Origin of the sequence: Achromobacter ruhlandii, from assembly GCF_002082135.1 — a bacterium.
GTDB lineage: Bacteria > Pseudomonadota > Gammaproteobacteria > Burkholderiales > Burkholderiaceae_B > Achromobacter > Achromobacter ruhlandii.
Genome location: NZ_CP017433.1, coordinates 2,208,936 through 2,233,028 on the forward strand (window position 1 = coordinate 2,208,936; position 24,093 = coordinate 2,233,028).

Sequence of the window (24,093 nt, forward strand, 5' to 3'; positions counted from 1 at the left end):
ATGAGTAGCGCGGAGAGCCAGCCGCTGATCGAGTGCGAACACTGCGCAAGCATCTATCGCCGACATCCGCTCGAACCTGGCGAGACCGCCAATTGCGCCCGCTGCGGCACCATACTCTGGCGCTACAGCGGGCTTACTTTGTCCAATTGGCTGGCGCTCGCCATTTCCGCCCTGATCATCTTCGGCGTGGCCAACGCCTATCCGGTCGCCTCGATGTCGGTGCAGGGCATGGTGCAGCAGGCTTCGCTGCTGGATGCCATCGGCATCACCTGGCGCCAGGGGCATTACACCGTCGCCGTCATGACCGGGCTGGCGGGTTTCGTGCTGCCGCTGTTCCAGCTGGCGGTGCTGTTGTGGGTGCTGGGGCCCCTGTCGCGCGGCGCCGAGCCCGCGGGTTTTCGCGGCGCGATGCGACTGCTGGGCCTGTTGCGCCCGTGGTGCATGGTGCCGGTGTTCCTGCTGGGCGTGCTGGTGGCGGTGGTCAAGCTGGCCGGCATGGCGGCGGTATCGCCCGGCATCGGCCTGTTCGCCTTTGGCGTCCTCACGATTTTCCTGACCATGCTCGGCCGCCTGACGCCGCACGTGCTGTGGCGCTATGCCGAAAGCGACGGCGTGGTGCCGGTGCACGTGCCCGAGGCCGGTCCCGACGAGGTGTTGACGGGGTGCCATGTCTGCGGCCAGGTGCAGGCGGTGTCGCGCGCCGCCGATCCCGAGGAAGATCACCATTGCGTGCGTTGCCACGCGGTGGTCCATTACCGCAAGCCCGATCACCTGAACCGCACCTGGGCGCTGTTGCTGGCCGCCGTGGTGTTCTATATTCCCGCCAACGTGCTGCCGGTGATGAAAGTCAATTCGGTGCTGGGCGACAGCGCCCACACCATCCTGGGCGGCGTGGTGGAGCTGTGGGACATGGGGTCCTGGGACATCGCGCTGATCGTCTTCATTGCCAGCGTGGCGGTGCCGCTGACCAAATTGCTGGCGCTGATCCTGTTATTGTTGACCGAACAGTGGCGCAGCACCACCAACCTGCGCCCGCGTACCCGGCTGTACCAGATGGTCGAGTTCATCGGCCAGTGGTCGATGCTGGATGTGTTCGTGGTGATCCTGCTGGCCGCCCTGGCCGATTTCAAGGGCCTGATGGAAATCAGCGCCGGCGCGGGCGCGGCGGCGTTCGGCGTGGTCGTCATCCTGACCATGCTGTCGGCCATGAGCTTCGACCTGCGTCGCAGCTGGGACCTGGAAACGGAAAGTGAATTGGACGAACCGGAACCGCCGCGGCGCCGGCGCCCGGCGTCCGCCGGCGTGGAAGCGGGCTGAGTCCGGCGCCGCAGCGGCAGCCACCAGGCGTTGTTCAAGAAGAAAAGGAAAAATCGATGTCCGACCAAGCACCTGGATCTGGTGAAGAGAAGTACGGGTCACCGACGATCTCGCGCAAGCGCAAGAGCCGGATTTCATGGATCTGGCTGGTGCCGGTCGTCGCGGCGCTGATGGGCCTGTCGCTGGTGGTGCGCACCTGGATGCAGGCCGGCCCTGACTTGTCGATCGAGTTCAACACGGCCGAGGGGCTGGAGGTCGGCAAGACCCAGCTGCGCTACAAGGACGTGAACGTTGGCACGGTCAGGTCGATCGGCTTTAACGCCGACCGCAGCAAGGTGGTGGTGCAGGCCGAGCTGTCCAAGGACGTGGCGGATCTGGCACGCGAGGGCACCAATTTCTGGGTGGTGCGCCCGCGCCTGGACGTCAGCGGCGTGTCCGGCCTGGGCACCCTGTTGTCCGGCGCCTACATCGGCGTGGACGCGGTCGAGGGCAAGGACTCGTCCAAGAAGGCGACCAAGCTGCATTTCGTCGGCCTGGAAACCCCGCCCGCCGTGACGCACGACCGCGCCGGAAAACGCTTCAAGCTGAGGGCCACGGACCTGGGGTCGCTGGATATCGGGTCGCCGGTGTATTTCCGCCGCATCAACGTCGGCCGCGTGATCGGTTACGCACTGGACAAGACCGGCAATGCCGTCAACGTCGAGGTATTCGTCGACGCGCCCAACGACAAGTTCGTGACCAACGGCACCCGTTTCTGGAATGCCAGCGGCGTCGATTTCAGCGTCAACGCCGAGGGCCTGAAGGTGCGGACCCAGTCGCTGGTGTCGATGGCCGTGGGCGGCGTGGCGTTCGAGCCGGTCTACAGCGCGCGTGACGCCAACACCCCGGCGGCGGCCGATTCGCATTTCGAGCTGTATGCCACCGAAGCGGCCGCCAAGGCCAACCCCGACGGCGAAGCCTTCCCTATCCGCATGCGCTTCGACCAGTCGATCCGCGGCCTGGCGGTGGGCGCGGCGATCGACTTCTCGGGCATCACGCTGGGCAACGTCACGCAGATCAACATGGACTTCGATCCCGTCAGCAAGCGCTTCTTCGCGCTGGTGGACGCGACGCTGTATCCGGAACGCCTGGGCCGTGTCTACGACGAAGTGCGAGAACACGCCATCAAGGACGGCGACGAGGCCGGCGGGCGCCTGCTGGGCATCATGATCAAGCATGGCCTGCGCGCCCAGTTGCGCACCGCCAACCTGTTGACCGGCCAGTTGTACGTGGTGCTGGACGAGTTCCCCAACGTCAAGCCGGTGGAATTCAAGATGACCACGCCGGCGATGATCCCGACCGTGCCGGGGCAGCTCGATCAGCTGCAGCAGCAGGTCAGCAATATCGTCGCCAAGATCGACAAGATTCCGTTCGACAAGATCGGCGAGGACCTGCGCACCACGCTGGCCAGCACGTCCAAGCTGATGAACCGCCTGGACAAGCAGGTGGCGCCCGAGGCGCAAGGCGTGCTCAAGCAGGCGCGCGAGTCCATGGCCAGCCTCAACGCGCTGGTGGCGTCGGATTCGTCGTTGCCGGTCAATGCCGAGAAGGCCATGCAGGAACTGAGCCGCGCCGCCCGCTCGCTGCGCGCGTTGGCGGACTTCCTGCAGTCCAACCCCGAAGCGCTGTTGCGCGGCCGCGGCCAGGACCCGATTCCGGGCGCCGGCCCCGTCAGGAACTGAACCCATGACCCGACTCGATTTCCGTCCCTTCCCGACCTCCCGCCCCGGCCCGTTTGCGCGCGGCCTGACGCTGTTGGCGCTGCCGCTGCTGCTGGCCGCTTGCGCCTCGTCGCCGCCCGTGCATTACTACACGCTGCAAGGGCCGGCGCCCCAGCCCCCGGCCGTGCCGCGCGCCGCCGCGCCGTTCCTGCTGGAAGTGCAGGGCGTCAATGTGGCGGCCCAGGCCGACCAGCCGCAATTGATGGTCCGCACCGGCGACGGCAGCGTGGCGGCGATGTATTCCGAGCGCTGGAGTTCGCCCTTGGGGGACGAGATCCGCGGTGCGCTGTCCGACGCGCTCAAGCACGACCTGGGCGCGCTGGACGTGCAGGTGGTCAAGCCCGCGCCCACCGCGCCGGTCTGGCGGGTGCAGACCGACGTGCAGCGGTTTGACCTGGTGTCCGGCAGCATGGCGCAACTGGACGCCACCTGGCGGGTGCGGCCGGTCAATCTCAAGGGCAACGGCCTGCTGTGCCGCAGCGTTGTCACCGAAACCGTGTCGGAGGCCGGCATCCCCGCGCTGGTCGCCGCGCAGCAGCGCGCGGTGGCGGCGCTGGCGGGCGCCATGGCGTCCGCCATCCGCGGGCAGACGCCCGACAGCAGCGGCGCGGTGCGGATGCTGGGCTGCTCGCCGCTGCCCGACGCCGACAAGTCATAAAAAGGGACGGGCAGGGCGCCAAAACCTGCCGCGATCTCAATCGGTTAACTCTAGGGTTAACCTTAATACAAACCCGGTTGCAACCTGACTAGCATACGGTCCTACCGATGCCGGGCCCCCCTGCGGGCCCGGTGTGACCTTTGCCATGCGACAGGAAGCAATCTCTTATGGCCAGCACCACCCTCGGCGTCAAGGTCGATGACGCGCTACGCGACCGCCTGAAGGCCGCCGCGCAAAAACTCAATTGCACGCCGCACTGGCTGCACAAGCAGGCGATCCTTGCCTACCTGGACAAGATCGAGCGCGGCCACCTGCCCGCCGAAATGTCCCACCTGGGCGGGGAAGAGGGGGGCGACGAGGAGAGCGGCGAGCAGCAAGCTGCCGCCACGCCGCCGTTCTACGAATTCGGCCAGGACGTGCAACCGCAATCGGTGCTGCGCGCCGCCATTACCGCCGCCTACCGCCGCCCTGAGCCGGAATGCGTGCCGCTGCTGCTGGGCCAGGCGCGCATGCCCAACCTGGAAAAAGTGCATGCGATGGCCACCGACCTGGTCAAGAAGCTGCGCGGCAAGCGCACCGGCGGCGGGGTGGAAGGGCTGATCCAGGAATTCTCGTTGTCGAGCCAGGAAGGCGTGGCGCTGATGTGCCTGGCCGAGGCGCTGCTGCGTATTCCCGACCGCGCCACGCGCGACGCGCTGATCCGCGACAAGGTCGCGCGCGGCGACTGGAAGTCGCACATGGGCGGCTCGCAATCGTTGTTCGTCAACGCCGCCACCTGGGGCCTGATGATCACCGGCAAGCTGGTGGCCGTGAGCAGCGAGCAGTCGCTGTCCAAGGCGCTGACGCGCCTGATTGGCAAGGGCGGCGAACCGCTGGTGCGCAAGGGCGTGAACATCGCCATGCGCATGATGGGCGAGCAGTTCGTGTCGGGCCAGACCATTTCCGAGGCGCTGGCCAACAACCGCAAGATGGAAAGCCGCGGCTTCCGCTATTCGTACGACATGCTGGGCGAAGCGGCTACCACGGCCGAGGACGCCGACCGCTATTACGCCTCGTACGAACAGGCCATCCACGCCATCGGCAAGGCCGCCGCCGGCCGCGGCATCTATGAAGGCCCCGGCATCTCCATCAAGCTGTCGGCGCTGCATCCGCGCTATTCGCGCGCCCAGCGCGAACGCGTCATGGCCGAGCTGCTGCCGCGCGTGAAGGCGCTGACCATCCTGGCGCGCAGCTACGACATCGGCCTGAATATCGATGCCGAGGAAGCCGACCGCCTGGAGATCTCGCTGGATCTGCTGGAGGCGCTGTGCTTCACGCCCGAGCTGGAGGGCTGGAACGGCATCGGCTTTGTCATCCAGGCCTACCAGAAGCGCGCGCCGTTCGTGATCGACTACGTGATCGACCTGGCCCGCCGCAGCCGCCACCGCGTGATGGTGCGCCTGGTCAAGGGCGCCTACTGGGACAGCGAGATCAAGCGCGCCCAGGTCGACGGCCTGGAGGGCTATCCGGTCTACACCCGCAAGGTCTACACCGACGTGGCCTACCTGGCCTGCGCCCGCAAGCTGCTGGGCGCGCCGGAAGCCGTGTACCCGCAGTTCGCCACCCACAACGCCTACACGCTGTCGGCGATTTACCAACTGGCCGGCCAGAACTACTACCCGGGCCAGTATGAATTCCAGTGCCTGCATGGCATGGGCGAGCCGCTGTACGACGAAGTGGTCGGACCGCTGGCGCAGGGCAAGCTGAACCGCCCCTGCCGCATCTACGCGCCGGTCGGCACGCACGAAACGCTGCTGGCCTACCTGGTGCGCCGCCTGCTGGAAAACGGCGCCAACACCTCGTTCGTCAACCTGATCGGCGACGAGAGCATCCCGGTCGAGACGCTGGTGGCCGATCCGGTCGAGGCCGCCTCGCGCATCGTGCCGCTGGGCGCGCCGCACGAGAAGATCCCGCTGCCGCGCGAGTTGTACGGCAGCGAGCAGCAGGGCGCGCGCGCCAACTCCGCCGGCCTGGACCTGAGCAACGAACATCGCCTGGGCTCGTTGTCGGCCGCGCTGCTGACCAGCGCCGCCACGCCCTGGCGCGCCGGCCCGATGCTGGGCGAAGGCGACGGCGCCTGGGACGCGGCGCGCGCCATCGAGGTGCGCAATCCCGCCAACCTGCGCGACGTGGTCGGCCATGTCATCGAAGCCAATGGCGAGGAAGCCGAGGCCGCCCTGCGCGCCGCCGCCAATGCCGCGCCCATCTGGCAATCGACCCCGGTGGCCGAGCGCGCGCAATGCCTGCGCCGCGCCGCGCAATTGCTGGAGGAGCAGATGCAGACCCTGCTGGGCCTGATCGTGCGCGAGGCCGGCAAGTCGCTGCCCAACGCCATCGCCGAAGTGCGCGAGGCGGTGGACTTCCTGCGCTACTACGCCGACCAGGCCGACCGCGAATTCAGCAACGACACCCATCGTCCGCTCGGGACGGTGCTGTGCATCAGCCCCTGGAATTTCCCGCTGGCCATTTTCACCGGCCAGGTCGCGGCCGCGCTGGCGGCCGGCAATACCGTGCTGGCCAAGCCCGCCGAGCAGACGCCGCTGATCGCGGCGCAGGCGGTGGCGATCTTGCGCGCCGCCGGCGTGCCGGCTGGCGCCGTCCAACTGCTGCCCGGCCGCGGCGAAACCGTGGGCGCGCAACTGGTGGCCAGCCCTGGCGTGCGCGGCGTGATGTTCACCGGCTCGACCGACGTGGCGCGCATCATCGCGCGCACGCTGGCCGACCGCCTGGACGACGACGGCCACACCATTCCGCTGATCGCCGAGACTGGCGGCCAGAACGCCATGGTGGTCGACTCGTCCGCGTTGGCCGAGCAAGTGGTGTTCGACGTGCTCAGCTCGGCCTTCGATTCGGCCGGCCAGCGCTGTTCCGCGCTGCGCGTGCTGTGCGTGCAGGAAGACAATGCCGATCACGTCCTGACCATGCTGCGCGGCGCCATGCGCGAGCTCAGCGTGGGCAATCCCGACCGCCTGTCGGTCGACGTCGGCCCGGTCATCGATACGGAGGCGCGCAACAATATCCAGCGCCACATCGATGCGATGCGCACGGCCGGCCACCGCGTGGACCAGGTCGAACTGAATGGCGAATGCCGCCACGGCACCTTCGTGGCGCCCACCATCATCGAGATCGACCACATCAGCGAGCTGACGCGCGAGGTGTTCGGTCCGGTGCTGCACGTGGTGCGCTACGCCCGCGACGAACTGGACGGGCTGCTGGACGCCATCAACGGCACCGGCTATGGCCTGACCTTCGGCGTGCATACCCGCATCGACGAGACCATCGCCCACGTGACGGGACAGGTCCATGCCGGCAATGTCTACGTCAACCGCAACATCGTCGGCGCGGTGGTCGGCGTGCAGCCGTTCGGCGGCGAGTGCCTGTCGGGCACCGGTCCCAAGGCTGGCGGCCCGCTATATATGTACCGCCTGCTGGGCACGCGCCCAGAGGGCCTGCCGCCGGCGCTGGACGCGGCCGCGCCGCTGCCGCAGCGCATTGCATTGCCGGGCCCCACGGGTGAGACCAACACTTATATGGTCGAGCCGCGCGGCGCGGTCTACTGCGTGGCCGCCACCGAGGCCGGCGCGCGCGCGCAGTGGTCGGCGGCGCGGCTGACCGGCAACCACGCCTGGTTCGCCGACACGCCGGCGGCGCACGCGCTGCTGGCCACGCTGGATGCCGAGCAGCAGGGCCAGGCGGGCATCCTGGCGGATGCCGAGGTCGACCAGGCCGACTATCACGCGGTGCTGTTCGAGGGCGACGGCGACACGCTGCGCGCCCTGAACCAGCGCATCGCGCAGCGTCCGGGCGCGATCCTGGCGGTGCACGGGCTGACCTCGGACGCCTTGGCGGCCGGCGCCGCGTATGTGCCGGAACGCCTGCTCACCGAACGTTCCATCAGCGTCAATACGGCCGCGGCCGGCGGCAATGCCAGCCTCATGACCATCGGTTGAACGTGACCGAGGGGTAACCCTTGGGAAACCAAGGGTTATCTCCAATATCTCGCGAGGTTGCACTGGAAGCAAAATCCGGTCGCACCTGAAGTTCGATTGTGGCAACCCGGCAATCGCACTCAAATAGATCACCTGGCCCAAAAGCCCAGGTATAACAAAGCCACATCCGACATACCGGAGGATTCCCATGAAGTTTCGCACCACTTTGAAGCTTGTCGCCGCCAGCATCGCCGCCGTCGGCATGGCCGCCGCCGCGCAGGCCGCCGACGTCAAGTTCGGCTTTGCCGCGCCCCTGACCGGTCCTCAGTCGCACTACGGCGAGGACATGCAGAACGGCCTGAACCTGGCCCTGGAAGAAGCCAACAAGAAGGGCATCAAGGTCGACGGCCAGCCCGCCAAGTTCGTGCTGGTGTCGCGCGATGACCAGGCCGATCCGCGCGTCGGCGTGCAGGTGGCGCAGCAACTGGTCGACGAGAACGTCGTCGGCATCCTGGGCCACTTCAACTCCGGCACCACGATCCCCGCCTCGCGCGTCTACCACGAAGCCGGCCTGCCGCAGATCGCCATGGCCACGTCGCCCGAGTACACCAAGCAGGGCTACGAAACCACCTTCCGCATGATGACCAGCGACACCCAGCAGGGCGCCGCGGTCGGCAAGTTCATGGTGCAGAGCCTGAAGGCCAAGAAGGTCGCCATCATCGATGACCGCACCGCCTACGGCCAGGGCCTGGCCGACGAGGTCGAGAAGGCCGTCAAGGCCGCTGGCGGCCAGGTGGTGCGCCGCGAGTACACGACCGACAAGGCCAACGACTTCACGGCCATCCTGACCAACATCAAGGGTTCGGCGCCCGACGCCATTTTCTACGGCGGCCTGGACGCCCAGTCCGGCCCGATGAAGCGCCAGCTGGCCACGTTGGGCCTGAAGTCGCCGCTGGTTTCGGGCGAAATGACCCGCAGCGACACCTTCATCAAGCTGGCCGGCGACGCCGCCGACGGCACCTTTGCCTCGCTGGCCGGCGTACCGCTGGACAAGATGGCCGCGGGCAAGGACTTCGAAAAGCGCTACCAAGAGCGCTTCAAGAAGGCCCCCGGCGTCTATGCGCCTTACGCCTATGACGGCGCCTGGAACATGATCGCGGCGATCGAAGCGGCCGGCTCGGCCAAGCCCGAGAAGTACCTGCCGGAACTGGCCAAGCTGAACCGCAAGGGCGCGACCAGCGAGCACATCGCCTACGACAAGAACGGCGACCTGAAGGAAATCTCCGTCACCATCTACGAAGTCAAGAATGGCAAGTGGGAGATGGTTGAAACGATGGTCAGTCAGGCCAACTAAGGCCGCCTGACCCGGCCAGGACGCGGCGCCGCCGCGCCTGGCCAACTTGATTGACCCCGCGCGCGCCGCCCGGCGCGGCGGCGATTTGCGCGAAGGCGGCCCCCGGGCCGCGCCGCATCCGATCCTCGCGCGATTTTTCCAGGCTTATTTCCACGGCCCCTATGGATATCTTCATTCAACAACTGATTAACGGCGTCACGCTCGGCAGCGTGTACGCCCTGGTCGCCCTTGGCTACACCATGGTGTACGGCATCATCGGGCTGATCAACTTCGCGCATGGCGACGTCGTCATGATCGGCGCGATGGCGGCCACCACGATCGCCATCTCGCTGGTCGGCGGCGACCCGTCCGCTTCCGCCTTCATGGTGCTGGGCCTGGGCCTGCTGGTGTCCGTGCCGCTGTGCATGGCCGTGGGCTGGACCGCCGAGCGCGTGGCCTACCGGCCGCTGCGCCGCGCGCCGCGCCTGGCCGCCCTGATCACCGCCATCGGCGTGTCGATCATCCTGCAGAACGTGGCGATGATGGGCTGGGGCCGCAACTACCTGAACTTCCCGCAGGTGCTGTCGCCGCGGGTGTTCGAGATCTTCGGCGCGCGCATGAGCACGCTGCAGATCGCCATCGTCGCGATCGCCGCGCTGATCATGGGCGGGCTGCTGGCCGTGGTGCACAAGACGCGCCTGGGCACCGCCATGCGCGCCACCGCGCAGAACCGCGAGGTGGCCGGGCTGATGGGCGTGAACATCAACACCGTGATCTCGGCGGCGTTCCTGATCGGCTCGGCGCTGGCCGCCGTGGCCGGCATGATGGTCGCTACCTACTACGGCGTGTCGCAGTACACCATGGGCTTCATGCTGGGCCTGAAGGCCTTCACGGCCGCGGTGCTGGGCGGTATCGGCAACCTGGTCGGCGCCATGGCGGGCGGCCTGCTGCTGGGCATCATCGAATCGCTGGGCGCCGGCTACATCGGCGACCTGACCGGCGGCTTCCTGGGCAGCCACTACCAGGATGTGTTCGCGTTCTTCGTGCTGGTGCTGGTGCTGATTTTCCGTCCGTCCGGCCTGCTGGGCGAGCGTGTGGGGGACCGCGCATGAGCACCACCCTGAAACACAGCGGGCTGTCGACCCGCAACCTGATCGGCATCGCGCTGATCGGCATCGTGCTGGCGGTGCTGCCGTTCGTGATCGGCATGGCCGGCCAGAGCTGGGTCCGCATCCTGAATTTCGCGCTGCTGTACGTGATGCTGTCGCTGGGCCTGAACATCGTGGTGGGCTTTGCCGGCCTGCTGGACCTGGGCTACATCGCGTTCTACGCGGTGGGCGCCTACACCTGGGCGCTGCTGGCCTCGCCGCACTTCGGGCTGCATCTGCCGTTCTGGGCGATTCTGCCGATCGCGCTGGCGGTGGCGTGCCTGTTCGGGGTGCTGCTGGGGGCGCCGACGCTCAAGTTGCGCGGCGACTACCTGGCCATCGTGACACTGGGCTTCGGCGAGATCATCCGCATCTTCCTGAACAACCTGAACGCGCCGGTCAACATCACCAACGGCCCGCAGGGCATCAACCGCATCGACACCTTCAAGGTGGGCGAGTTCGCCTTTGGCCGCACCGAGAGCCTGCTGGGCCTCCGCGTGACCGGGCCGGAGAAGTACTACTACCTGCTGCTGGCGCTGACGCTGATCATCATCCTGGTGTGCGTGCGGCTGCAGAACTCGCGCATCGGCCGCGCCTGGGAAGCCATCCGTGAAGACGAGATCGCCGCCAAAGCCATGGGCATCAACACCCGCAACATCAAGCTGCTGGCCTTCGCCATGGGCGCCTCGTTCGGCGGCGTGGCGGGCGCGCTGTTCGCGTCGATGCAGGGCTTCGTCAGTCCCGAGAGCTTCTCGCTGATGGAATCGATCTCGATCCTGTGCATGGTGGTGCTGGGCGGCATGGGCCACATCCCGGGCGTGATCCTGGGCGCGCTGATCCTGGCCGCGCTGCCTGAGTTCCTGCGCGCCGTGGTCGAGCCGGTGCAGCACATGCTGTTCGGCGCCGTGGTGCTGGATCCCGAGGGCATCCGCATGCTGCTGTTCGGCCTGGCGATGGTGTGCGTGATGCTGTTCCGTCCCGCCGGCCTGTGGCCGTCCGCCGTGCGCAAGCGCGAGCTGGCCACCAAGACCCAGGGAGGCGCGGCATGAGCAAGTTGCTGCAAGCCCAGGGACTGGGCAAACGCTTCGGCGGCCTGCAGGCCTTGTCGGACGTCAGCTTCGACATCGAACAGGGCGAGATCTACGGCCTGATCGGCCCCAACGGCGCCGGCAAGACTACGCTGTTCAACGTGCTCACGGGCCTCTACATCCCGGAAGACGGCAGCTGCACCTTCAACGGCGCCTCGATGTCGGGCAAGAAGCCGCACGAGGTGGCGCACGCCGGCCTGGCGCGCACCTTCCAGAACATCCGCCTGTTCGCCAACCTGAGCGCGATCGAGAACGTCATGATCGGCCGCCACATGCGCACCCGCGCCGGCGTGCTGGGCGCCGTGTTCCGCACCCGCGGCACGCGCGCCGAGGAAGCCGCCATCGAGGCCCGCGCCCAGGAACTGCTGGACTACGTCGGCATCGGCCACCGCGCCAACGACGTGGCGCGTTCGCTGCCCTACGGCGACCAGCGCCGCCTGGAAATCGCGCGCGCCTTGGCCACCGATCCCAAGCTGCTGGCGCTGGACGAGCCGGCCGCCGGCATGAACGCCTCGGAAACCGTGGTGCTGCGCAAGCTGATCGAGAAGATCCGCGACGACGGCGTCACGGTGCTGCTGATCGAGCATGACATGAAGCTGGTCATGGGCCTGTGCGATCGCGTGCTGGTGCTGGAATACGGCAAGGTGCTGGCCATGGGCAAACCCGCCCAGGTGCAGCGCGACCCCAAGGTCATTGAAGCGTATCTGGGCGCGGGCGCCGCCCAGGATCCGCTGATTCATCAGGAGCGCCCGGCATGACGACGGCAAGCAAACCCCTACTGGAACTGCGCGGCCTGCAGGTCGCCTACGGCGGCATTCGCGCGGTGCGCGGCATCGACCTGCGCGTGGACGAAGGCGAACTGGTGTGCCTGATCGGCGCCAACGGCGCCGGCAAGAGCACGACCCTGCGCGCCATCTGCGGCCTGGTGCCGCTGGCCGGCGGCGAAGTGGTCTACGGCGGCCAGTCCATCGGCGGCCAGAAGTCGCACGAGCTGGTGCGCCAGGGCCTGGTGATGGTGCCCGAGGGCCGCGGCATCTTCGGCCAGCTCACCATCGAGGAAAACCTGGCGATGGGCGCCTACATCCGGCGCGACGCCGCGCAGGTGCGGCAGGACACCGACCGCGTGTTCACGCTGTTCCCGCGCCTGGCCGAGCGCCGCAAGCAAGCGGCCGGCACGCTGTCGGGCGGCGAGCAGCAGATGGTGGCGATGGGCCGCGCGATGATCGCGCGTCCGAAGCTGCTGTTGCTGGACGAACCTTCGATGGGACTGGCGCCGCTGATGGTCGAGAAGGTCTTCGAAGTGGTGCGCACCATCGCCAGCGAAGGCGTGACGATCCTCTTGATCGAGCAGAACGCGCGCCTGGCGCTGGAGAACAGCCATCGCGGCTACGTGATGGAGTCCGGCGAGATCACCCTGTCGGGTCCCGCCGCCGACATGCTGCACGATCCCAAGGTGCGCGCCGCGTACCTGGGGGAAGTGGAGGAGGCGTAGGTCTGTCCCTCTGCAGCATAAAAAAGCCCGGCCATGCCGGGCCTTTTTATGCGCGTCGGACTCAGCCGGCCTGGCGCTTGAGGAAGCCCTCGATCAGGGCGGCGAAGGCGGGCGGGCATTCCTGCATCGGGTAATGGCCGCAATGCGCAATGACGTGCAGCGTCGCGTTGGGATGCCAGGCCAGGAAGCTGCCTTGCATCGCTTGCGCGTCGATTCCCGGGTCTCGATCGCCGACCACGACCAGGAACGGTGTCTCGATTCCACGCACGGCGTCGACGAAGTCCGCCGTCACCAGCATGTCGAGGTACTTGCGCCGGCAGGCGGGCGCCACGGTCGCGCGGTTGTGGCGGACCTTGGCGTCGGCCCAGCCGTCGGACAGGCCGCTGGAGACATGCCGGAACAGCCGCCGCAAGGCCTCGTCGTCCTCGGTGGTGCTGGCGAAGAACGCCAGGGCCTCCGGCCCCAGGCGGTTGCCGGCGGCGGAGACGGGGCACACCGCGATGGCGCTGGCGATGCGTGACGGCGCGTCCGCCGCCAGGCGTTGCGTGATCATGCCGGTCATCGAATGGCCGACGATGTGGAACCGCTGCCAGCCGAGCCGGTCGGCGAGCGCGAGGCAGTCGGCGGCGATTTCCTCGACCGTGCAGGCGCCGGTCAGCGCGATGGATTGGCCGTAGCCGCGCAGGTCGGCGAACACGTAGGTGAAGGCCTGGCCGTCGAGCCAGGGCATGACGGCATCGTAGCTGCCGTGGTCGCCGAGCCAGTCGTGCAGGACCAGCACGGGGATCGGGCCGTGGCCCAGGCGCGCGTAGCCGAGACCGGCCGGCGAGCCGGGATGGATTTCAAGGGACGTCTTCATTCCAGGTTTCCTTGTGAGAGGGGAACGAAAACGAAACGCCCTCCCGGCGGACCGGGAGGGCGTTTTCAAAGTGCCGCCATCCTATCAAATCGGCGGCGCGGGCGTCAACGGGGCGGCGTCGCCGCCGGCGCGCTGGCGGGAAGGCCGGCTCAGGCCGGCTGCGGTATGGCCCGCTCGCGGCCGATCAGCAGCGCGATGACGGCGGCGATCAGGCCGGTGGCGCCGGCCGCGACGAAGGCCATCAGGTAGCTGCCTTGCGACTGGCGCACCACGCCCGCCATCCAGGCCGCGCTGGCCGCGCCCAGCTGGTGGCCGGCGACGATCCAGCCGAACACGATGGGCGCCTCGCGGTCGCCAAAGGCTTCGGTGGCCAGGCGCAGCGTGGGCGGCACGGTGGCGATCCAGTCCAGGCCGAAGAATACCGCGAAGATCGCCAGGCTGTAGAACGAGAAGTCGGAGTAGGGCAGGTAGATCAGCGCCAGGCCGCGCAGTCCGTAATAGACGAACAGCAGCTTGCGCGGATCGTAGCGGTCGGTCAGCCAGCCGGAGGCGGTGGTGCCGAACAGGTCGAAGATGCCCATGATCGCCAGCAGGCCGGCCGCCTGCACTTCGGGCATGCCATGGTCGCCGCAGAGCGCGATCAGGTGCGTGCCGACCAGGCCGTTGGTGGTGAAACCGCAGATGAAGAAGGTGGCGAACAGGAACCAGAAGGTGCGGGTCTTGGCGGCGCGGCCCAGGGCGCCGAAGGTGGCGGCGATCATGCCGGTGCGCGGCGCGACGGGCGCGGGCGGCGCATGCGGATCGCTGCCGAACGGCACCAGGCCGACGCTGGCGGGGCGGTCGGGCACCAGCCACCAGGCCAGCGGCACCAGCGCGGCGGCGGCGCCGGCCACGGTCCACACCACCCGGGTCCAGTCGCCCGACGACGCCAGCGCCGCCAGCAGCGGCAGGAAGATCAGCGTGCCGGTGGCGGTGCTGGCCGTCAGCAGGCCCATCATCAGGCCGCGATGCTTGCTGAACCAGCGGTTGACCACGGTCGCGCCCATGACCACGGCGACCGCGCCCGAGCCGATGCCCGAAAACACGCCCCAGGTCATCAGCAGGTGCCACGGCTGGGTCATGTAGGCGCTGATGGCGCTGGAGGCGGCCATCAGCGACAGGGCGGCGATCAGCACGCGGCGCAGGCCGAAGCGTTCCATGGCGGCCGCGGCGAACGGCCCGACCAGGCCATACAGGAAGATGCCGACGGCGGCGGCGAACGAGGTGGTGCCGCGGTTCCAGCCGAAGCTTTCCTCCAGCGGCACCAGCAGCACGCTGGGCGAGGAGCGCAGGCCGGCCGATACCAGCAGGGCCAGGAACACGACCGCGACCACGACGAACGCGTACTTCTGGCCGGCGCGGCGGAAGGGGATGGGGGGTTGGGCTATACTCATGTTACTGACCGGTACGTAAATTGGTTTGCGAATGGTACGTACCGGTTAGTAACACCGTCAAGAGGTATTTTTGACGTCCCTGTTTTCAGGGCGGCCGGCCTTGCCGGCCGGTCTCAGTGAGGAGTTCCAGTCATGGCCAGCAAATCCCCGGCGGGTGGCAAGACCGCCGCCGTCGATACGCCCGCGAAGCCGCTCCTGGCGGCCGATCGCATCCGCAAGACGGCGCGCGAGATGTTCTACCGCGACGGCATCCGGGCGGTGGGCGTGGACGCCATCGTCAACCAGGCCGGGGTCACCAAGCCCAGCCTGTACCGCAGCTTTTCGTCCAAGGACGAACTGGCCGCGGTCTACCTGCGCGACTACGACGCCGAGTTCTGGGGGCGCTTCAACGCCGCCTGCGACGCGCATCCGGGCGATCCCCAGGCGGGGTTGCGGGCCTATCTGTCGGGCCTGAGCGTGCGGGCGGTGCAGAACGGCTATCGCGGCTGCGGCCTGACCAATGCCGCGGTGGAATATCCCGAGGCCGGCCATCCGGCCCGCGTGGTCGCGGTCGAGCACAAGGTGGAGCTGCGCCGGCGCCTGGCCGCCATGGCCGCCGAGATGGGCGCGCCCGATCCCGCCAAGCTGGGGGATGGGTTGTTGCTGCTGATCGAGGGCGCCTTCGTCTCCAGCCAGTTGTTCGGCGAGGGCGGTCCGGCCGCCCGGGTGGCCGACATGGCCGACCTGCTGATTGACGCACATCTGGGGCGGCGATAGGTTTTTGCACTGCACAATACTGGTGCCAGATGTGGTGCCGGATGCACCGTTGTGGTGGTGTTTGTACTTATTTCGCAACGCCAAAAATAATGCTAGGCATTTTTATTGCAACGCAGCATGCGCGGGTCTAAGATGGACTCGTGCTGTTCCCCCATCGCGCTTTCTCAAGGAGAGAATCATGAGCGATACCGCGTTGAAAAATGCCCGCATGTCGGATGCGCTGGAGCGGTCCCTGATCCGCGAGGCCATCAAGGCGGAAACCCTGTCCGGTCCGTTCTCGCGCATGGGCTGGCGTCGGCTGAAGCTGCGCCTGCGCCGGTTCGGCGGCGCTGTCGGCGAGGTGCTGCACGACATGGACGCCGGCCGCCGCCAGCATCCGGTGATCTCCGCCCGCCGCTGAACCCGGGCCATGCGCTAGAAAAAACGCCAGCGATTGCTGGCGTTTTTCATTGATGCGGGCATCATGGGATCCTGCCCTATGATTGCGTCTTGATCATTCATCGGGAGCCGTCATGGCGCGTCCGGATCTCAACCTGCTGTTGGCGTTGGATGCGTTGCTGGATGAGGGCAGTGTCATTGGCGCGGCGCGCCGCATGAACCTGAGCCCGCCGGCGATGAGCCGCACGTTGGGCCGCATCCGCGAAGCCCTGGGCGATCCGGTGTTCGTGCAGGTGGGCCGAAAGCTCATGCCAACGCCCAAGGCGCTCGCGTTGCGCGAGCAGGTGCGCGCGGCGCTCGATCAGGCCACACAGGTGTTCGCGGCCGGCGCCGCGATCGACCTCAAATCCCTCGACCGGCGTTTCAACGTCCGCGCCACCGACGAGTTCGTCAGCGTTCATCTGGGGCAGCTGCTGGACGCCATGGCGACCGAGATGCCGCGCGCCACGCTGCGCTTTTCGCCGGAAGAGGACGACGTCGATGACGAGGCGCTGCGCAGCGGCCGCATCGATCTGTTCATCAGCGGGTCGCGCAAGCTTGGCCCGGAGATCCGCGTGCAGTCGCTGTTCACCACCACTTTTGTTGGCGTCGCCCGCGAGCATCACCCGATTTTCGACGATGAGATCACGCCCGAGCGCCTGACCCGTTGGGAGCACATCAACGTGTCGCGGCGCGGCAAGTCCGCGGCTCCGATCGACACCGCCCTGGAGGCGCACGGCCTGCGCCGTCATGTGGCCCTGGTCGTGTCGAGCCCCTACACGGCGCTGTTCGCGCTGCAGGATTCAGATCTGCTGCTGCCCTTGCCCCGCCACCTTGCCAGGGGCGCGCTCGCCGCGGGCCTGCGCATCCGCCTGTTCGACCTGCCGATGCCCCTGGAAACCGCGTTGTTGACGCAGGCCTGGCACCCGCGCGTGGAAGGCGACCCCGCGCATCAGTGGTTGCGGCAGACGATCCACGCCCTGTGCAGCGGCGAGGCGCGGCAGGGGCGCTGACGTCTCGCTGCGTGACGGGCGGCGCGCGTCGATAAGTGCGCCGAACGCAATCGTGGCCGTGCGATAAATTCACTTTTCCGCATGCATGGCGGTCTCTACAGTGGTGCGTCCGAATCACCATTGAAGAGTGTCATCGTGCGTTCAACGAACGTATCCGCCGCGGCGTCAGCCCGGCCGTACCCCAGCCTCCAGTCGCTCCGGGCAGGGGCGGTGCGCGGGCTGCGATACCTCGACCTGATCACGCCCCGAGCCGCCTACGTGATGCGCTCGATCCTGGCGGCCTGGCTGGCGCTCGTCCTGGCCTTTCTGCTGGATCTGCACGCGCCTTACGCGGCGGCCTCCAGCGTGCTTCTCGTCATCAATCCGGTGCAGGGGGCGGTGATCGGCAAAGGCATATGGCGGGTGATCGGCACGCTGGTCGGCATGCTGGCCGCCTTCGTCCTGATGAGCGCCTTTGGCCAGATGCCCTGGTTGTTCCTGTTGGGGTTCGGCCTGTGGCTCGGGGCCTGCGTGGCCGCCATGACGTTGCTGCGCCATTTCCGGGCCTATGGCGCGACGCTGGCGGGATACACCGTGGGGCTGGCGGCCTATGGCGCCATGCAGAATCCGCAGCTGACCTTCGATCAGGTGATGGGGCGGGGCGCGTCCGTGTTGATCGGCGTGGCGAGCCTGGGCGTGGTGTCGGCGCTGTTCAGCCGTCGCGGCGCACGCGGCCGCCTGATGGCCCAATTGCACCGGTTGGCGGCGTCCGCCGCCAGTGTCCTGGCGCGGGATATCCAGGCGCATCAAGGCGCGGGCCGGCAAGGCGGCAAGGCGCTGGATGTGGACAGGCGCGGCCTCATCGTCGACATTTACGCCGTGGATGACCTGCTGGCGCTGGGCAAGGCCGAGTCCGCCGACCTGGCGCGACGCGCCGCCGCGGTGCGGCGCGCCATGGTGTCCTTGTTTTCCGCGCTGGTCGGCGGCGTGGCGTCGATGCGGCTGGGCGATGCCAGCCTGCAGGCCCTGGCGGCGTTGCAGCCGGCCTGGGAGCAGGCGTGGCGGCAAGCCAGCCAGACGCTGACGCGCGATCCGGGGCCCGGTGGATTGATGCTGGCGGCGCGGTCCTTGTCCGCAATGCGTACGCAGCTGGCGCAAACCCTGTCGGCGACAACGCCTGACGATCCCCGGGCGCAAGCCATCCTGATGATCGCGGGCGACCGGCTGATCGAGCAGCTCGACGATTACCTCGAGGTCCTCGATGGCATCGCGATTCTGCATCAGCCTGGGCTGCCGGCGGCGGCGCCGGTCCCGGTGCCGTTCCACCGCGACACGGGGGCCGCGTTGCAGAACGGCCTGCGCGCCTTGTTGACCGTGACGCTGGGCGGCGCCTTCTGGATCGCGACCGGCTGGTCGCAGGGCAACCTGATGCTGGCGGGACTGGCGGCGGCCTGCGGGCTGCTGTCCACCGCGCCGAATCCGGCGCTCGGCGCCGTGGCCTTGATCCAGGGCACCGTCGCCGCCGTCGTGATGGCGTTCCTGTGCGCCTTTCTGGTCTTGCCCGAGGTCTCGGGGCTGCCGCTGCTGCTGGCGGCCCTGGCGCTGTTCTGGTTGCCCGGGGTCTATGCCAGCGCCATGCCCCGCTACGGATTGGCCGGCGTCGCCTATCTCGTCGCCTTCACGACGCTGGTGGCGACGGACAACCCCATGCGCTATGACGTCGCCTCGTTCCTGAATGGCGCGGTGGCCTGGATACTGGTGGCCTTTTTCACGCTGCTCGGGTTCCGGATCGTGCTGCCGCGCAATCCGTCACGCGACATGGCGCGCCTGCGCCTGGCCATTCGCGACGACGCGCTGGCCCTCTTGCAGGGCGGCCGCGCCGACGCGCGCGCGTGGCAATGGCGGCAGCAGCATCGCACAGCGCAACTCGGCGCGCTGCTCAGGGCGCGGCCCGACGCGATGGACCGGGCCATCGCCGATGCCCTGGCCAGTATCCATCTCGGCCGGGAGCTGCTGCGCCTGCGCGAGGGATGGCGGCGGATGCCCGCGGACGCCAGGCCGCGCCGCCTGCTCGCGGTGGCGTTGCGCCACATGCGGCGACGGGCCGGCGATCCCCGGCTGGCCGCCAGGCATGCCCGCCGGGCGGCGCAGTCCCTGTCGCGGTTGCCGACGGCGGATTGCCTCCCGTCCGCCGACATCGGGCGATCGCGCGCCATGCTGCTGGATATCGCGGCGCTGCTCGACGCGCACGCGGATTATTTTTCTCGACGCCCCGGGAGTCCCCCCCATGCTCAGTGAGTTCGCGGTGGCAGGCATCTACCTGCCGCCATTTTTCGTCTACGCGTGCGCGGCGCTGCCGCTCTATCTCGGCGTTCGCCTGGCGCTCGCGCGCAGCGGCGTGCTGCGCCGGGTCTGGCACCCCGGCCTGTTCGAGTTCGCCATTTCCCTTTGCCTTGTTTCGGTGTTGATTCTCTATGTCTGATCGTTCCTTGTCCGATCGTTTATGGTCCTTGAGGCTGCTGGCGCGCGTCGGCCTCACGCTGTGCGCCGTGGCCGCCGCCGTCATGCTGGTCGGCGCGCTTTGGCGCGCCTACGTCGTGGCGCCCTGGACGCGCGATGGCCGCGTCAGCGCGCAGAGCGTCCGCATCGCCCCAGAGGTCTCCGGCACGGTCCTGGAAGTGCCGGTGACGGATGACCAGTACGTGAAGCGGGGCGAGGTGCTCTATCGCATCGATCCGGCCCGCTTCGAGCTGGCGCTGGCGCAGGCCGAGGCGCGGCTGGCGGCGGCTGATGCGTCGTTGCGGCAGAAAACCGAGGACGCGCGACGCCGGCGGGGCATGGAGAACCTGGTGCCCGCCGAAGACATCCAGCGTGCGATCCAGGCGGTGGCCATCGCCGAGGCCGAGCAGCGCGGCGCGCGGGTCGCCGTGGACATGGCAAGACTGGATGTGGCGCGCACCGTCCTGCGCGCCCCGGTGGACGGCTATGTGACACGGCTGAAACTGAACCAGGGCGACTACGCGGTGGCGGGCCAGCCCAATATCGCGCTGGTGGACGCCCACAGCTTCTGGATCATCGGCTATTTCGAGGAGACCAAGCTGCGCGGCATCCGGCCCGGCGCGGCGGCGCGCATCCGCCTGATGGGATCCGATGACATCATTGCCGGCCGGGTGGTGAGCATCGGGCGCGGCATCGCCGATGCCAACCAGCAGGCCGATGCCCAGGGCCTGCCCAGCGTGGCCCCGACCTTCAGCTGGGTCCGCCTGGCGCAACGCATTCCGGTGCGCGTCGCGTTCGAGCAGCTGCCGCCGGACCTGGTGCTGGCCGCCGGCATGACAGCCAGTGTCGAGGTGGCGACGGGGGGAGGCGACGCGCCTGCCCAGGGCCGCCTCCTGTCGCTGCTGCACCACTGGATGTGAGGGGCGACGATGCAGCAAGAATCGAAGCGTCCGCGAACCGGCCTGCGCCGCGCGGCCCTGATGGCCTCGCTGGTGATGGCGGCGTCCGGCTGCACGACCGTGGGTCCCGACTATCACCCGCCCGCCGTCGAGGTGCCCGCCAAGTGGGTCGAGGCCGGGGGCGCCCTGAGCCCGCGCGATCCAGAGGGGCTGCGCGCCTGGTGGCGCGCGTTCGACGATCCGATGCTCGACCGCCTGGTCGACCAGGCGCTGGACCGGAACCAGGATCTCGATATCGCGCTGGCGCGCCTGCGGCAGGCGCGCGCCGAACGCATCCAGATCGCCTCCGCGTCCTTGCCGGCACTCGGGGTGGGCGCGGCGGGCGAGGCCCGGCGCGGCAGCAAGGCGCTCGGTCCGCTGCCCGGCGGTGAGTCGCGCACCTGGCAGGTCGGCTTCGATGCGAGCTGGGAGCTGGATCTGTTTGGCGGCACGCGCAGGGCGGTCGAAGCGGCCGACGCAGATATCCAGGCGCTGGCCGATGACCACCGGGCGTTGCGGGTGAGCCTGGTCGCCGAGTTGGTGTCCCGCTACGCGGGGTTGCGCGCCACGCAGATGCGCCTGGCCATCGCCCATGACAACCTGCGCACCTTGCGCGAGGCGGAACGACTGGCGGAGCAGTCTTGGCGCAGGGGCCTGGGCAGCCAGGCGGAGGTGATGCAGGCGCGCGCCGAACGCGAGACAGCCGAGGCGCAGCCGCCCTTGCTGGAGGCCGACGTTGCCCGATTCAGCCACGCCATCGGCGTCCTGGCGGGGGGCTTTCCCGGCGATTGGCATGCCGCCCTGGCAGACCCCGCGGCCGTCCTGCCCGCGCCGGTCCGCCTGCCGTTGTCACTGCCATCCGAGGTGCTGCGCCAGCGGCCCGATCTGCGGGCGGACGAACGGCGCCTGGCGGCCGCGACTGCGCGCATCGGCGTGGCCGAGGCCGAACGCCTGCCCACGTTCCGCATCCCCTTGGGCATCGACACCACGGCCAGCCTCATTCACAGCCTGTTCTCGAGCGCCAGCCTGGCCTGGGCGGTGGGGGCGCAGGCCAGCCAGCGCCTGTACGATGGCGGCCGGGCCCGCGCCGGCGTGACGGCGGCACAGGCGAATGCCGACGCGGCGCGTCTGGTCTATGAGCGCGACGTGCGGGTGGCGCTGCGCGAGGTGGAAGACGCCCTGACGGCGTTGACCAGCGAGCGCCAGCGGCAGGCCTCGCTGCGGGAGGCCGTTGCCGACAGCGGCAAGGCGCTGGACCAGTCCACCCGGCTCTATGCGCGCGGGCTGAGCGCCTATCTGCCGGTCCTCGTGGCGCAACGCACGGTCAACCAGGCGCGAGACGCGCTGGCCCTGAGCCAATGGGAGGAAATGCGCGGGGTGATCGCGCTCTACAAGTCCCTGGGCGCGGGCTGGCCGGACGAGCCATCCGCGCAAGCCGCGGATCACACCACCATGTCGACCAGCAGATAGCCGTCCAGCAGGATGATGCCGACGGTGGCGATGACCGCGGCCCAGGCCCAGGCGCCGCGCAGCGCATGGCGGCCCATCAGGGGTTTGCGGCAGGCCAGCACCACCAGCGGCCCCAGCGCGAAGGGCAGGGCCAGGCTCAGGATGACCTGGCTCAGCACCAGCAGCTGGTCGGGGTCCTGGCCGCCGGTGAAGGCTAGCAGCGCGGCGGCCACGGTGCCGGCGATCAGCCGCGTGGCCAGCGCGCGGCGGCGATCGGACCAGCCGCTGTTGATCTGGAAGCCTTGCGACAGCATGCGGCCGGCCAGCACGCCGGTGATGGTGGAGCTTTGCCCGGCCGCGTACAGCGCCACCGCGAACACGATGGCCGCGCCGATGCCGAAGGTCTGGCCGATCACGGCATGGGCGTCGTCCAGGCTGGAGACGATGATGCCGGAGCCGGACAACGAGGCCGCGGCGACGATCATGATGGCCGAATTGATCAACATGGCCACGCCCAGCGACACCACCGTGTCGTTGCGCGCCACGCGCATGGCCAGGTCGCGGGCGTCGGCCGGCAGCACGCGGGCGCGCTGCGCCAGCGAGCCGGAATGCAGGTAGAGGTTGTGCGGCATCAACGTCGCGCCCAGGATGCCCAGCGCGATCAGGAAGCCTTGCGGGTCGCGCAGCGCGTGGCCGGTCTGGGTCATGCCATGGGCCACGTCGGTCCAGGCGGGGTTGGCCTTGAACAGCAGGAACACGAAGGACGCCGCCACCACCGACAGCAGCACGGCGATGACGCGCTCGTGGCGGTCGGCGTTGCCGCGCGTCAGGGCCAGCACGGCGAAGGTGCCGACGCCGGTGACGGCTACGCCGCCCAGCAGCGGCAGGTTGAACAGCAGGCGCAGCGCGATGGCGCCGCCGATGAGTTCGGCCAGCGCGGTGGCCAGGATGGCGGCCTCGCCGGCGAGCCAGGCGGCTTTGGCGGTGCGCGGCGACAGGTGACGGGCGGTGAGGGTGGCCAGGTCTTCGCCGGTGGCCAGTGCCAGGCGCGACACCAGCACCTGGAAGCCCAGCGCCAGGATGGCCGAGGCGATCACCACCAGCAACAGGCCGTAGCCGAAGCCGCTGCCCCCGGCGATGTCCGTGGCCCAGTTGCCCGGGTCGATATAGCCCACCGCCACCAGGATGCCGGAGCCGACCACCCGGCGCAGGTTGGCCGAGACCTGGGCGTCCTGAGGGTACGCCGCCTTGCCGCCTGAAATCGCGTAGATGAACCGGGTCATGTCAACTCCATGAGAATGGTTCTCATTTTCCATGGCTCCGGCGCGACCGTCAAATTGATTTTCGGCAAGGCCCGGATAGGGCGGGCCAATGGCGCCGCCCCGTCTCGCCCGGGCTTGCCGCGCCGGATCAGGACTTGAGCTTGGCGTCCATGGTGATCTTGGCGTTCAGCACCTTGGAGACCGGGCAGCCCTTTTCGGCCTTGCGCGCGGCGTCTTCGAAGGCCTGGGCGCTGGCGCCGGGAATCACCGCTTCCACGGTCAGGTGGACGGCGGTGATGGCGAAGCCGCCCTCGACCTTGTCGAGCGTGACCTCGGCCTTGGTGTCCAGGCTCTGCGCCGTCAGTCCGGCTTCGCCCAGGATGTTGGACAGCGCCATGGTGAAGCAGCCGGCATGCGCGGCGCCGAGCAGCTCCTCGGGATTGGTGCCGGGGGTGTCGCCGAAGCGCGTGTTGAAGCCGTAGGGCTGGTTCTTGAGCGCGCCGCTCTGCGTGGAAATCGTACCCTTGCCCGTCTTCAGATCGCCCGACCAGGCGGCGGTTGCGGTTTTCTTCATGCGTGACTCCTGTTGAGGGAACGCGCCCGAAACGGACGCGTCCGGTTGGGGGAGCGCGCGGCCGGCCCGATGGCGGCGCGCGTTGCCGGAAGGGGCATGGACCATGATACGGCGGGCGCGGCGGGGCGTCGCCTGTCGGCCGTCCGCATC

20 protein-coding genes are annotated in these 24,093 nt (G+C 68.6%); 16 read left to right on the forward strand and 4 right to left on the reverse strand.

Annotation, left to right across the window (positions count from 1 at the left end):
* From AruCF_RS10035 to AruCF_RS10075, 9 genes are all read left to right on the forward strand, one after another.
* Nucleotides 1-1,317 (forward strand): paraquat-inducible protein A, encoded by a 1,317-nt coding sequence (locus tag AruCF_RS10035; protein ID WP_049073106.1) that lies wholly within the window; start codon nt 1-3, stop codon nt 1,315-1,317.
* A 56-nt stretch (nt 1,318-1,373) separates the two neighbouring features.
* The gene (locus tag AruCF_RS10040; protein WP_049073107.1) at nt 1,374-3,038 is read left to right on the forward strand and encodes a PqiB family protein; all 1,665 of its coding nucleotides are present in this window, start codon (nt 1,374-1,376) and stop codon (nt 3,036-3,038) included.
* Between the two features lie 4 nt (nt 3,039-3,042).
* Nucleotides 3,043-3,735 (forward strand): PqiC family protein, encoded by a 693-nt coding sequence (locus tag AruCF_RS10045; protein ID WP_083036691.1) that lies wholly within the window; start codon nt 3,043-3,045, stop codon nt 3,733-3,735.
* Nucleotides 3,736-3,902: 167 nt separating this feature from the next.
* The gene (gene putA / locus AruCF_RS10050) at nt 3,903-7,724 is read left to right on the forward strand and encodes a trifunctional transcriptional regulator/proline dehydrogenase/L-glutamate gamma-semialdehyde dehydrogenase (protein ID WP_049073108.1); all 3,822 of its coding nucleotides are present in this window, start codon (nt 3,903-3,905) and stop codon (nt 7,722-7,724) included.
* Nucleotides 7,725-7,911: 187 nt separating this feature from the next.
* Nucleotides 7,912-9,057, forward strand: coding sequence for a branched-chain amino acid ABC transporter substrate-binding protein (locus AruCF_RS10055; protein WP_049073109.1), 1,146 nt, complete (start codon nt 7,912-7,914; stop codon nt 9,055-9,057).
* Between the two features lie 239 nt (nt 9,058-9,296).
* Nucleotides 9,297-10,148 carry a branched-chain amino acid ABC transporter permease gene (locus AruCF_RS10060; RefSeq protein WP_374700484.1) on the forward strand — a complete coding sequence of 284 codons (852 nt, stop codon included), beginning with the start codon at nt 9,297-9,299 and terminating at the stop codon, nt 10,146-10,148.
* Entirely contained in the window at nt 10,145-11,233 is a 1,089-nt protein-coding gene (locus tag AruCF_RS10065; RefSeq protein ID WP_049073111.1) for an ABC transporter permease subunit, read from the forward strand. Before AruCF_RS10060 ends, AruCF_RS10065 begins: the two co-directional genes overlap by 4 nt.
* The gene (locus tag AruCF_RS10070) at nt 11,230-12,030 is read left to right on the forward strand and encodes an ABC transporter ATP-binding protein (protein ID WP_006383977.1); all 801 of its coding nucleotides are present in this window, start codon (nt 11,230-11,232) and stop codon (nt 12,028-12,030) included. The genes AruCF_RS10065 and AruCF_RS10070 overlap by 4 nt, the downstream gene beginning before the upstream one ends.
* Entirely contained in the window at nt 12,027-12,764 is a 738-nt protein-coding gene (locus AruCF_RS10075) for an ABC transporter ATP-binding protein (RefSeq protein ID WP_006383976.1), read from the forward strand. Before AruCF_RS10070 ends, AruCF_RS10075 begins: the two co-directional genes overlap by 4 nt.
* Nucleotides 12,765-12,825: 61 nt before the next feature.
* Here the strand turns inward: AruCF_RS10075 and AruCF_RS10080 are convergent, their stop codons facing one another.
* A complete protein-coding gene (locus AruCF_RS10080) occupies nt 12,826-13,623 on the reverse strand; it encodes an alpha/beta fold hydrolase (protein ID WP_049073112.1) in 798 nt (265 codons plus the stop codon).
* A 149-nt stretch (nt 13,624-13,772) separates the two neighbouring features.
* Nucleotides 13,773-15,056 carry an MFS transporter gene (locus AruCF_RS10085; protein ID WP_049073113.1) on the reverse strand — a complete coding sequence of 428 codons (1,284 nt, stop codon included), beginning with the start codon at nt 15,054-15,056 and terminating at the stop codon, nt 13,773-13,775.
* Nucleotides 15,057-15,188: 132 nt separating this feature from the next.
* On the opposite strand from AruCF_RS10085, the gene AruCF_RS10090 reads away from it, so the two are divergent.
* From AruCF_RS10090 to AruCF_RS10120, 7 genes are all read left to right on the forward strand, one after another.
* Nucleotides 15,189-15,812, forward strand: coding sequence for a TetR/AcrR family transcriptional regulator (locus tag AruCF_RS10090; RefSeq protein WP_049073114.1), 624 nt, complete (start codon nt 15,189-15,191; stop codon nt 15,810-15,812).
* A 178-nt stretch (nt 15,813-15,990) separates the two neighbouring features.
* Complete coding sequence (locus AruCF_RS10095; RefSeq protein WP_049073115.1) at nt 15,991-16,212, forward strand: hypothetical protein; 222 nt, start codon at nt 15,991-15,993, stop codon at nt 16,210-16,212.
* A gap of 112 nt (nt 16,213-16,324) precedes the next feature.
* Nucleotides 16,325-17,242 (forward strand): LysR family transcriptional regulator, encoded by a 918-nt coding sequence (locus AruCF_RS10100; protein WP_049073116.1) that lies wholly within the window; start codon nt 16,325-16,327, stop codon nt 17,240-17,242.
* Nucleotides 17,243-17,323: 81 nt separating this feature from the next.
* Nucleotides 17,324-19,519 carry an FUSC family protein gene (locus tag AruCF_RS10105; protein ID WP_235432763.1) on the forward strand — a complete coding sequence of 732 codons (2,196 nt, stop codon included), beginning with the start codon at nt 17,324-17,326 and terminating at the stop codon, nt 19,517-19,519.
* A complete protein-coding gene (locus AruCF_RS10110; protein ID WP_049073118.1) occupies nt 19,509-19,703 on the forward strand; it encodes a DUF1656 domain-containing protein in 195 nt (64 codons plus the stop codon). Before AruCF_RS10105 ends, AruCF_RS10110 begins: the two co-directional genes overlap by 11 nt.
* Nucleotides 19,696-20,640, forward strand: coding sequence for an HlyD family secretion protein (locus tag AruCF_RS10115; RefSeq protein ID WP_083036692.1), 945 nt, complete (start codon nt 19,696-19,698; stop codon nt 20,638-20,640). Before AruCF_RS10110 ends, AruCF_RS10115 begins: the two co-directional genes overlap by 8 nt.
* 9 nt (nt 20,641-20,649) lie before the next feature.
* On the forward strand, nt 20,650-22,128 hold the full coding sequence (locus tag AruCF_RS10120; RefSeq protein ID WP_049073120.1) for an efflux transporter outer membrane subunit: 1,479 nt from the start codon (nt 20,650-20,652) through the stop codon (nt 22,126-22,128).
* Here AruCF_RS10120 and AruCF_RS10125 read toward each other — a convergent pair.
* Nucleotides 22,101-23,390 carry an Nramp family divalent metal transporter gene (locus AruCF_RS10125; protein ID WP_049073121.1) on the reverse strand — a complete coding sequence of 430 codons (1,290 nt, stop codon included), beginning with the start codon at nt 23,388-23,390 and terminating at the stop codon, nt 22,101-22,103. The genes AruCF_RS10120 and AruCF_RS10125 overlap by 28 nt on opposite strands.
* Nucleotides 23,391-23,517: 127 nt before the next feature.
* Nucleotides 23,518-23,943 carry an OsmC family protein gene (locus AruCF_RS10130; protein ID WP_049073122.1) on the reverse strand — a complete coding sequence of 142 codons (426 nt, stop codon included), beginning with the start codon at nt 23,941-23,943 and terminating at the stop codon, nt 23,518-23,520.
* Between the last annotated feature and the right edge of the window lie 150 nt (nt 23,944-24,093).